This is a genomic window from Shewanella sp. 10N.286.54.B9, from assembly GCF_041468565.1.
In the GTDB taxonomy this organism is placed as follows: Bacteria; Pseudomonadota; Gammaproteobacteria; order Enterobacterales; family Shewanellaceae; genus Shewanella.
On sequence record NZ_JBFRIY010000001.1, the window covers coordinates 100,611 to 111,686 of the forward strand.

Sequence of the window (11,076 nt, forward strand, 5' to 3'; positions counted from 1 at the left end):
ATATCTTGATATATAGATAGGGAAATAGATAGGTAAAAAAATGGCGCTGCTTAGTCAACTAAGCAGCGCCATTACAATATTTAAATCAGAGCTTATGCTTTTGATTCAAGATATTGCTTTAACTCTTGCAGATCACTAGAGCCATAGTTAACAATTTCATTTAACCAAGTTGAATGCTCGTCAGCCCAAGCTGCCTCTTCGCCATGTTGAAGAAGTTGCGCAAACTGTTGGATACGTTTAAGGCCAACTGATCCAGCAGCTCCTTTAAACTTATGAGCTTCACTACATAGTGTGTCTTTATCGTTTGCTTCATATGCATTGACTAAGTTACCGACATATTCAGGCATTAACTGTTCAAACAATACAACACTTTTAAGTAGCGTACCTGCGCCAATTGCACTGCAGTACTGCTCCAGTGTATTAAGATCCAAAATTGATTCTAATTCAGCTGTTGCCATTTAGGCACCTCTCAAAATGATTGCCGTGTAATAAAAAGACGATTTTACCACATAATACCCGCTAAAATGCTAGGCGCAACTACTAGTGTCATATGTAGTTAAATTCATTGCTAATTTAACTTTATCTTAACTTTTTTGTAATTAAAAAACATCACTCTATGCGATATGTCGAGATTTTTGCTAGCGCAGATCCAACTGCATCACAAGTTGCTTACGCCACTTAACTAAGGTTGGTTTTCAAATAATGGCCTTGGCCACCTTTAGCTGCTAAATCATCGACAATAGCGACTAAACCATCCCAACGAAAAGCACACCAATCAGGTGCTAATAACATTGGTTTTTTTGCATAGGCGGTAACCCGATGGAAAATAATATTCTCTGGGGTGTGACGTATTAGCTCACCGACACTAAAGGCGTAATCCTCTATCGCTAATAACTCCATCTTATTATTACGCCATGCTTTGGCCATGGTGCTGCCCTCTACAATATGCAAAGGATGTAACTTTAAGCCATCAACACCAGCCTCGAGGACTTTATTAAGTGTTACGAGGTAATCGGCATGCCCTTCACCCGGTAGCCCCAATATCAAATGGGTACACACTTTAATGCCACGCTCTCGAGCCCGTTTAACCGTATCAGCATAAACTCCAAAATCGTGACCACGATTGATTTTCTTCAAAGTTTTATTGTTAGCGGTCTGCAGCCCTAGCTCCAACCAAACATCGAGCCCTTGCTGCTGATACTGTGCTAACAATTCAATCACTTCATTTGGCACACAATCTGGCCGAGTGCCCACACACAGACCAACGATATCGGTATCTTGTATCGCTTCATCATACTTCTGCTTTAATACTAAGTACTCGTCATAGGTGCTAGTGTAAGCCTGAAAGTAAGCGATGTACTTAGACGGTTTGGTTGATAAGCGCTCACGCCCTTGAGTTAGCTGCGCTTGAATAGACAACTCTGTTTTATGTTCATGGCTAAATGATGCAACATTACAATAAGTGCAGCCACCTTTACCTAGGGTGCCATCTCGGTTTGGGCAGGTAAACTTTGCATCTATCGTCAGCTTACGGATCCGCTCCCCATACTGCTGCTTACACACACTGCCAAACGTCTTAACGTAACTATCCAAGCCCAAAGCCAATCACCCACTAAAGAATTTGCGCCATTCTATTCATTTCTTTAAATCATTTATTAGCGCTAGCTCAAATAACGGTAATTTCGCTGTCATCTTTATCTGGTAAACATTATTTGATAAGTAACAGTAGCTTCTGCATAAATAGTCAAGAATGAAAGTGACTATCATTTCACTGTATTTGCAATAAAAATAACTTTCTTGAAATCGACAACAATCACCCTACTTGTTACAAATTGGTAAACAACTTCAAGCGTTGAATTTAAAATTCTTTTTATTCATAAGGTTATAGGCAACATTTTACAGTTTACGTAAAGGTAAACCCAGTCATACAAGCGTATGAATTAACTGGCAATGCTTAAATGTTATGCAATAAATTGGTTTGACCTTTAGCAAACTTAAGGTTAATTTGATTGATTCGGGTGAATATCTATAGAATATTTTTGCGTTATCTCCCGTGTTGTAGTCAGTTGAGGTTAGGAGTATACCAATGAGCTTATATCATCCAAGTTTTGAACGGGACAATTGTGGGTTTGGGCTTATTGCTCAAATGGACGGTGAAGCGAGTCACCGTATAGTACGTACCGCGATTCACGGATTGGACCGCATGAAGCATCGTGGTGGTATTGCCGCAGATGGACGCACAGGTGATGGTTGCGGATTATTAATGCAACTACCTACAGAATTTTTTAAAGCTATTGCAGCAGAAAATGACTGGCATTTAAGCCGTCGTTTTGCTGTTGGTATGCTTTTTCTTAGCCAAGATGAAGAGCTGGCATCACAAACCAAGCATCTGCTAGAACAAGAGTTACAAAAAGAGACCTTAAGTGTCGCTGGCTGGCGTGATGTGCCCGTCAATACAGACGTACTCGGCCCAATTGGCAAAGCTAGCCAACCTCAAATTGTGCAAGTGTTGATTAATGCACCTATTGGTTGGCGCGAAAAAGATCTTGAACGCCGCTTATATATGGCAAGACGCCGTGTAGAACAGCAGCTCAATCATGACAAAGACTTCTATATTGCCAGCCTATCAGGCCAAGTTATCGTCTATAAAGGCTTGATGATGCCTGCCGACCTGCCCGCTTTTTATAGCGACTTGGCTGATATTCGTTTGCAAAGTGCTATCTGCTTATTCCACCAGCGCTTCTCAACCAACACCTCACCTAAGTGGCCACTAGCACAACCATTTCGGTATTTGGCCCATAATGGTGAGATCAACACCATTACTGGTAACCGCCAATGGGCTAAAGCCCGTGCTTATAAATTTCATGCACCGCTGTTACCTGACTTGCAACAAGCTGCGCCTTTCGTCAATGAAACCGGCTCAGACTCCTCATCACTCGACAATATGTTAGAGATGCTGCTTGCTGGCGGCATGGACCTTTACCGAGCCATGCGTTTGCTTATTCCACCAGCATGGCAGAGTAATCCAGAGATGGATCCCGAGCTCAAAGCGTTTTACGACTTCAACTCCATGCATATGGAGCCTTGGGATGGGCCTGCTGGCATCGTCATGACCAATGGCCGTCACGCAGCTTGTGCCGTCGACCGTAACGGTCTACGTCCATCGCGATACGTGATCACTAAAGACCGTATTTTAACCCTCGCCTCAGAAGTGGGTATTTGGGACTACGCGCCCGATGAAGTGATAGAAAAAGGTCGTGTCGGTCCCGGTGAACTGCTGGTACTCGATACACTTAATGGCCAGTTATATTCTTCGTTTGAAATCGATAACGATCTAAAACGTCGCCACCCATACAAAGAGTGGATGGCTAAAAACAGCAAGATATTAAAACCAGCGGAAGACTTCGGTCCTAATGATCAAGGCAAACGTGAGTTTAACGATGATCAACTGCTGCAGTACCAAAAGCATTTTGGCTATTCACGTGAAGAGTTAGAGCAGGTCATTTGGGTACTGGCACAGAAAGGTGAAGAAGCAACAGGCTCCATGGGCGATGATACGCCAATGGCTGTGTTGTCTAAAAAGTCACGTACCATCTATGACTACTTCCGTCAAAAGTTTGCTCAAGTCACCAATCCGCCTATCGATCCATTGCGTGAAAAACACGTGATGTCATTAACGACTTGTGCCGGTCGCGAGCAAAACCTATTTAACGAAACAACCGGTCATGCTTACCGCGTGATGTTCAGCTCACCAGTGCTACTCTTTAGCGATTTTAATCAGCTAATGGCATTGGACAGCACCTACTACCGCGCCAATACTGTCGACCTAAACTACGACTTAGAAGAGGGGCTTGAAGCCGCTGTTAAGCGTATTTGTGACGAAGCAGAGCGTCTAGCTCGAACAGGCACAACGCTACTTATTCTGTCAGACCGAGCTACCGCTAAATCTAAACAGGTTATCCCAGCGGCAATGGCAGTGGGTGCAGTACAACAGATTTTGGTCACTAAGAGCCTGCGCTGCGACACCAACATCATTGTTGAAACCGCATCGGCAAGAGATCCGCACCATTTTGCGGTGCTACTTGGCTTTGGCGCGACCGCCATCTACCCCTACTTGGTGTATGAGTGCATTTCAGATCTTGCCCAGCGCAACGGCGTAGAGAACACCCGCGACTTAATGCTTAACTTCCGTCAAGGTATCGATAAAGGTCTGCGTAAGATCATGTCGAAGATGGGCATTAGTACTGTGGCATCTTACCGTTGTAGTCAGCAGTTCGAAGCGGTTGGTTTAGCTGACGAAGTGGTCGACCTTTGCTTTAACGGCGTAATTAGTCGTATTCAAGGGGCAAACTTTGCGCTGATTGAAAAAGATCAGCAGTTGTTACATAAGCATGCCTTTAGAGCGCATCAACAGCTTTCCCAAGGCGGACTACTTAAGTACGTTGAGGGCGGCGAATACCACTGTTTCAACCCTGATGTGGTTAACACCTTGCAAGCCAGCCTGCGCGACCAAGACTATGTAAACTACAAGCGCTTTACCGAGTTGGTTGATGACCGCCCTATTGCGACTTTACGTGATTTAATTAAGGTCGAAGGTGACTTGTCTGCAATCGATGTTAACGACGTTGAAGCCGCTAAAACTCTTTACACTCGCTTTGACAGTGCCGCCATGAGTATTGGCGCATTAAGCCCTGAAGCGCACGAAGCACTCGCTGTTGCCATGAACCGTTTAGGCGGCCGCTCAAACTCAGGTGAAGGCGGAGAAGATCCACGCCGCTTTAACAGCGAAGGGAACTCAGCGATTAAGCAGATAGCCTCAGGTCGCTTTGGCGTTACCGCTCACTACTTGGTGAATGCTGAAGTGCTGCAAATTAAAGTGGCACAAGGTGCGAAACCCGGTGAAGGGGGGCAACTTCCAGGTGATAAGGTCAGCGTTGAGATAGCCGCGCTGCGTAATGCTCGCCCAGGTGTGACACTGATTTCACCGCCGCCGCACCATGATATCTACTCTATTGAAGATCTCGCTCAGCTCATTTTCGACTTGAAGCAGATTAACCCTAAAGCATTGGTTTCAGTCAAGCTGGTATCCGAGCCAGGTGTCGGCACTATTGCTACCGGCGTCGCTAAAGCCTACGCCGATATGATCACCATTTCAGGCTATGACGGCGGTACAGGTGCAAGCCCTATTACTTCGGTCAAATATGCCGGTAGTCCTTGGGAGCTTGGCTTAGCTGAAGTACACCAATCTCTAGTTGCCAATGGTCTGCGCCATAAGATCCGCCTGCAAGTCGATGGCGGCCTAAAAACCGGTAAAGATGTGATTAAAGCCGCGCTACTTGGCGCCGAAAGCTTTGGTTTCGGCACTGTGCCGATGATTGCACTAGGTTGTAAATACCTACGTATTTGTCACCTAAACAACTGTGCTACTGGTGTCGCAACCCAAAATAAACAACTGCGTAATGAGCACTACCATGGTCTACCTGAGCGAGTGATGACTTACTTCGAATTTGTCGCACAAGAGATCCGCGAGTATATGGCTGATCTTGGTGTCAGCGAATTTGAGCAACTTGTTGGCCGTAGCGATTGGTTAAGCGCGATTGATGGCGAAACCGCTAAACAACAGGCACTCGATTTAGCGCCAATTCTGTATAAACCTGAAGTACCTGCTACCTCAGCGGTCACTTGGCGCGAGATTAATCCGCCATCAGACAAAGGTGAACTCAATCAACGCCTAGTCGAAGACTGTAAAGAAGCAGTATTAGCAGGCGTGCCTATTTGTGAAATCTTCAACATTAACAATACCGACCGTTCAGTGGGCGCTAGCCTTTCTGGCTTTATCGCTACCCATGTAGGTCGTGACGGCGCTAAAGCGCCCATCACACTTAAGTTTAATGGCAGTGCAGGTCAAAGCTTCGGCGTGTGGAATGCATCAGGTCTTGAGCTTATGCTCTGCGGTGATGCCAACGATTACGTCGGTAAAGGCATGTCAGGCGGTAAGATTTCGGTTTATCCGCCACTAGGTAGCCCGTTCAAAACCGAGCGTTCAACCATTTTAGGTAACACCTGTTTGTACGGTGCATCTGGCGGTAAGTTGTTTGCATCGGGGCAAGCGGGCGAGCGTTTCGCGGTGCGTAACTCTGGTGCTATAGCTGTGGTAGAGGGGCTAGGTGATAACGGCTGTGAATACATGACAGGCGGCATCGTAGTGGTACTTGGTCAAACAGGGGTTAACTTTGGTGCAGGTATGACCGGCGGCTTTGCCTATATCTTCGATCAATTTGGTCACTTTAACCGCCGCGTTAACACCGAGATGGTCGACACTCACAAAGTACAATCGCCAATTCAGCAGCAACATCTGTGTGAATTGATTGAGCAGCATGTTAAAGAGACCAACAGCGAACATGCCAAGATGATCTTAAATGATTTCGAGAACTGGCTAGATTGCTTCATTTTAGTGAAGCCTAAGAATGTTGCAGTTGACGACTTATTAAAGTTAGCGCAACCAGAACCTGCACTAGCAGTCAGAGCGGGGTAATGAACGATGAGCAATGATTTCCAGTTTATAGAAGTTGGCCGTAAAGACCCAACTAAGCACGCAGCCAAACAGCGTGCTACGCAGTTTATTGAAATTTACCAGCCCTTTGCCCAACCACAGGTAAAAGAGCAAGCAGATCGCTGTTTAGACTGCGGTAACCCATATTGTGAGTGGAAATGCCCACTGCACAACTACATCCCTAACTGGCTGCAACTGGCCAAGCAGGGACGCATTATGGAAGCGGCAGACTTAGTCCACGAGACCAATACCCTGCCAGAGATCTGTGGCCGTGTTTGCCCACAAGATAGACTCTGTGAAGGGGCTTGTACCCTTAACGAAGAGTTTGGTGCAGTCACCATTGGTAATGTCGAAAAATACATTACCGATACCGCCATATCCCAAGGCTGGCGCCCAGACATGTCAAAAGTCACCGCCCGCAAAGAGCGAGTGGCAATTATTGGCGCCGGGCCTGCGGGCCTTGGCTGTGCCGATATCTTAGCCCGTAATGGCGTACAAGCTGTTGTTTATGACAAGAACGTACAGATTGGTGGCCTGCTGACCTACGGTATTCCCTCATTTAAGCTCGACAAAGAGGTGATGCAAATTCGCCGCAACGTGCTCGAGGGCATGGGGATCGAATTTAAGCTTGGGGTTACCGTTGGCAAAGATGTCGACTTTAAAGAGCTAATAGAAAGCTACGACGCAGTCTTTTTAGGCATGGGCACCTACACCGCGATGAAAGCCAACCTCGTTGGTGAAGATGCGACAGGTGTACATCAAGCGCTGCCCTACCTTATCGGTAATACCCACAATGTGATGGGCACCGAATGTGTTGATAACCCCTATTTAAGCCTTGAAGGTAAGCGAGTTGTGGTTCTCGGTGGTGGTGATACCGCCATGGATTGTGTTCGTACCGCCGTGCGTCAAGGCGCGACTCAAGTCACTTGTGCCTATCGCCGTGATGAAGAAAACATGCCCGGTTCACGCCGCGAAGTACAAAATGCCCGTGAAGAAGGGGTTGAGTTTCTGTTTAACCGCCAGCCAAGTGAGATCAAAACGGTTGACGGCAAAGTGGTTGGTATCGAGTGCATCGAAACCGAGTTGGGGGATGCCGATGACAGCGGTCGCCGACGTCCACAGCCGATTGCAGGCAGTGAACAAGTGCTTGAAGCCGATGCGATTATTATCGCCTTTGGTTTTCAGCCAAGCCCAGCTAAATGGCTCGGTGACTACAACATTGAGCTTAATGATTGGGGTTTAGTGAAAGCGCCCAAAGTGGCCGATAATCCATTCCAAACCAGCAATCCAAAAGTGTTTGCCGGCGGCGATATGGTTCGCGGATCAGATCTTGTGGTCACTGCCATTGCCGAGGGGCGCGACGCCGCTATGGGGATCCTCAACTACCTAGAGGACTAGTGGTAGTCATTGGTAGTAACTAACAAGAAACTATGGCGTCAATATGGCGTTAATCAATTAAAATGTTGTTTGTGATTGGCGTTCCGAATGGAGCGCTTTTTTTTACTTAATACATAGGTAAAAAGAGCACCGATTTCAGCGAATGCCAAATTCTGTGTTTGGCACCATCGGCCATATAAGCTCAACAAAAAACCGCTTATTAAAAGGTCAGTTTGGTATCCATACCTGTCGTTAAAGTGCTTGATAATTTCGTTATCTTTCACACTGTTTTCAATGGTCTCAGTCATTTTGGCACTCCGTTAGAAAGTACAATTATCCAGCACTCGATAAAAGCTTACTCTACCCATACATTACGCTTTAACCACGTGCTATAGCGCACATACTGAGGATACCTTGCTAGTATCCTCAACTATGTTGGTAGTATTCTCTAAGACGTCCATTCGGCATTTATAAGAGAAGTATCCAAATGAACCAGTTATTACTGCAAGTAACGACACTCACCAACGGTGATCCTTTGTTAACCGCTGTAATTGTCGGCGTACTGACATTAACGTTAACTGGATTAGTGGCCTATATATTAAAAGATATCCCTTCGAAAATACTAAGCTGGGTCAGCAGCCTGCTGTTCATTCGGCTGACTATCGACGACAGTCAGCAGGCCCGCGCAGAGATATTTAATAAGCTGTCCTTTTTGATAAGTAACACTACCGTTCCGCTGTTTTCACGCTCTATCTCTGAGGCGGTGTATTTTGACTACAGTGCGAGTTACGACGGTCTTGTTAGCGTTAAGTCCATTGGTTACGGCATGCACCTGTTTAAATACGATGGTTGTTTCATGCTGGCGACTCGATCCAAGGTAGCTAGCACTATGGCATACGACACGATTACGATAGCTGTACCATGGTGGTCAAAAGATAAACTACATCACTTTTTAGAAGGTGCTCGTGGAGACATATCTACTGCGCCAAAAGTGAATATTTTCGAGGAAACAGAGTGGTGTCGCTATGGCACATTAACATCATCGGGTTTTAAAGAACTTGTGCTAGATGGCGGCTTTAAGCAGGAGTTACAGCGTGAAGTTGGTGACTTTGCCAGTAGAGGTAAATCGGTTGTCAGCAAGTTGACCCTACTGTTACATGGACAAACAGGTACAGGTAAGACGGGGATAGCGAGAGCCTTAGCCGTTGAGTATGCTCGCGATCTATACATACTTAATCTTTCTACTGTAAACGATGTCACTGTTCACAAGGCGATTAGAAAGATACCGCCTGGCGCTATGTTATTGATTGAAGACTGTGATTGTGTAAAGGCTACGGTATCACGTGCAGCAGAAAGTAACGTCGATAATCCACCACTGACCTTAGCTGGCGTACTTAACGCGCTAGACGGTGTTATTCCTCTTGAAGACTGTCTTGTCGTCATGACCACTAACCACCTTGAGAGTCTCGATCCTGCATTGATCCGTAAAGGTCGTGTAGATGTCAGTATTGAGGTACCACTAATAAGTGCCAAACAAATCAATGAAGACTACCAAGAGCGTTTCGGCGCAGTGCTCAATAGAACCGAGCCTATGTTAGGTTGTGAAGTATATGAACTGCATCGCAGAGCCAGCTTAAGATATGGTGTGTGTTGTAAACCTCTAGGTTTATTAGGGTGACCTGCTTTGATCAGATAGCACATCAGTGGTTCCAATGACCTGCAGTCGGCTCATGTGCTGATCCTGCTAGTACCGAGGTTAAGAGGATATATAGCAATCAAGCGTAATTCAGCAGTATTGAGCTTTTGCAAGTCACCATGAATGTCTCCCTATAGGCGCTGCTAAATCATCCATGATTTAGCAGCTTGCACAGCCCAACCCAGATGAGTATCTAGCAAGCCCATGTTAGTAGCTGACTCGTTTTTAGACAGAAATGACTCATCACCAAGAGTTTAAAGGTCAGTCAAGAGAACGTATTGCAGTCATATGTAATTCACCTGCATTGAGCTTTTGCAAGCCGCCGTGAATATATCCCTATAGGCTCTGCTAAATCATCCATGATTTAGAAGCTTGCACAGCACAACGCAGATGAACCGCTAGCATGTAGCGGCGGGTCGATTATTGTACCTAAACGTATTGAAGCATTTTCCTAAGCACGATTAGCTTAGATGGAAAAGGTATGGCAATCGGATATGCAGTAACGCAGTAACGCCCATTTAAGGGGCTGATAATTGTTTGCTAAAATGTGTAGCGAAGCGAAACCGAGCAAACTGTTAGCAGTCCCGCTTTAAATTCTTGTTAGGTTTTTTTGCACCAAACCCAAGTTACACGGTGCTTGCAGTACCAATTGCAATATACTTGCACTTATTAAAATCTAACTTTGCTTCATTAAGCTGCGCTTGATCTGTGACAAAAGCTAAACCAATTGGTAGTTTATTAAAGTCACTACCAATCTCTGTTCCCTCTAAGCGAGCAGAAACTACTATATGACTGATAATCCGAATGCCAGCGTTAACCCATTTTATTGGTGCTTCTAACTCAGCCAACCAATAATCTGGACGATCGTCACCGGGTAACATACGAAGCAACTTTGCATCGAATGGAGTCTGTTTGATTAGCTCATTTGGGGCATAATCTACATCAAATACTCTGAGCTTCATGAAACACCTAACGCCCACGTTAAGGGGCTAAAAATTTGTTTGCTAAAATGTGTAGCGAAGCGAAACCGAGCAAACTGTTTTTAGTCCCGCTTGAACTGCTTGTTAGTTGCTTGATATTTAAAGCAATAAGTTAACAACACACTACCATGTTTCTATACCTTACGGAAGAATCAAAAAACTTCCCGCACTACACACCAAAGCCCGAACTTTGAGCCTTAAAGCTAAAGCTAGTTTGAGCATAAAAACGTGAAAGGCGAAAACTGGATTGGGCAAAAAGGAAGAGTGATATTTACGGCACTTCCATTGCCAAACCAAAGATTGAACCAGATACGAAACTACGTATTAAGCACTAAACTAGCAAATAAATAATACTGATTTAGTGCGGGCAACTAACAGCTTATTCATTAGTCGCTCGATAACGTTCTTAGCAACTCGTTAATTTTTTAACAAGCTATCACTGCTAAGGCATTGCTGTAAATAGATAATTT

General features: G+C 45.3%; 6 protein-coding genes. 3 read left to right on the forward strand and 3 right to left on the reverse strand.

All coding sequences use genetic code 11. The annotated features are described in order from the left end of the window. Positions 1-92: 92 nt before the first annotated feature. Together AB4135_RS00455 and AB4135_RS00460 are read right to left on the reverse strand one after the other, a co-directional pair. Positions 93-458 carry an Hpt domain-containing protein gene (locus tag AB4135_RS00455; RefSeq protein ID WP_020913823.1) on the reverse strand — a complete coding sequence of 122 codons (366 nt, stop codon included), beginning with the start codon at positions 456-458 and terminating at the stop codon, positions 93-95. Positions 459-678: 220 nt separating this feature from the next. Beyond that, positions 679-1,599 (reverse strand): TIGR01212 family radical SAM protein, encoded by a 921-nt coding sequence (locus tag AB4135_RS00460; protein ID WP_371989355.1) that lies wholly within the window; start codon positions 1,597-1,599, stop codon positions 679-681. Positions 1,600-2,086: 487 nt separating this feature from the next. Between AB4135_RS00460 and gltB the strand changes: the two genes are divergently transcribed. From gltB to AB4135_RS00475, 3 genes are all read left to right on the forward strand, one after another. Continuing rightward, positions 2,087-6,535 (forward strand): glutamate synthase large subunit, encoded by a 4,449-nt coding sequence (gltB, locus tag AB4135_RS00465; RefSeq protein ID WP_371989356.1) that lies wholly within the window; start codon positions 2,087-2,089, stop codon positions 6,533-6,535. A gap of 6 nt (positions 6,536-6,541) precedes the next feature. Then, positions 6,542-7,951 (forward strand): FAD-dependent oxidoreductase, encoded by a 1,410-nt coding sequence (locus AB4135_RS00470; RefSeq protein WP_371989358.1) that lies wholly within the window; start codon positions 6,542-6,544, stop codon positions 7,949-7,951. 466 nt (positions 7,952-8,417) lie between these two features. Next, positions 8,418-9,608, forward strand: coding sequence for an AAA family ATPase (locus tag AB4135_RS00475; RefSeq protein WP_371989359.1), 1,191 nt, complete (start codon positions 8,418-8,420; stop codon positions 9,606-9,608). Positions 9,609-10,252: 644 nt separating this feature from the next. On the opposite strand, the gene AB4135_RS00480 is transcribed toward AB4135_RS00475, so the two are convergent. Then, entirely contained in the window at positions 10,253-10,588 is a 336-nt protein-coding gene (locus tag AB4135_RS00480) for a hypothetical protein (RefSeq protein WP_371989361.1), read from the reverse strand. Positions 10,589-11,076 lie beyond the last annotated feature (488 nt).

What these genes read in the sequence shown, in the direction of transcription:
- AB4135_RS00480 (WP_371989361.1), bottom strand. Translation starts at nt 10,588, where the DNA reads ATGAAGCTCAGAGTATTTGATGTAGATTATGCCCCAAATGAGCTAATC.
- gltB (WP_371989356.1), top strand. Translation starts at nt 2,087, where the DNA reads ATGAGCTTATATCATCCAAGTTTTGAACGGGACAATTGTGGGTTTGGG.
- AB4135_RS00455 (WP_020913823.1), bottom strand. Translation starts at nt 458, where the DNA reads ATGGCAACAGCTGAATTAGAATCAATTTTGGATCTTAATACACTGGAG.
- AB4135_RS00475 (WP_371989359.1), top strand. Translation starts at nt 8,418, where the DNA reads ATGAACCAGTTATTACTGCAAGTAACGACACTCACCAACGGTGATCCT.
- AB4135_RS00470 (WP_371989358.1), top strand. Translation starts at nt 6,542, where the DNA reads ATGAGCAATGATTTCCAGTTTATAGAAGTTGGCCGTAAAGACCCAACT.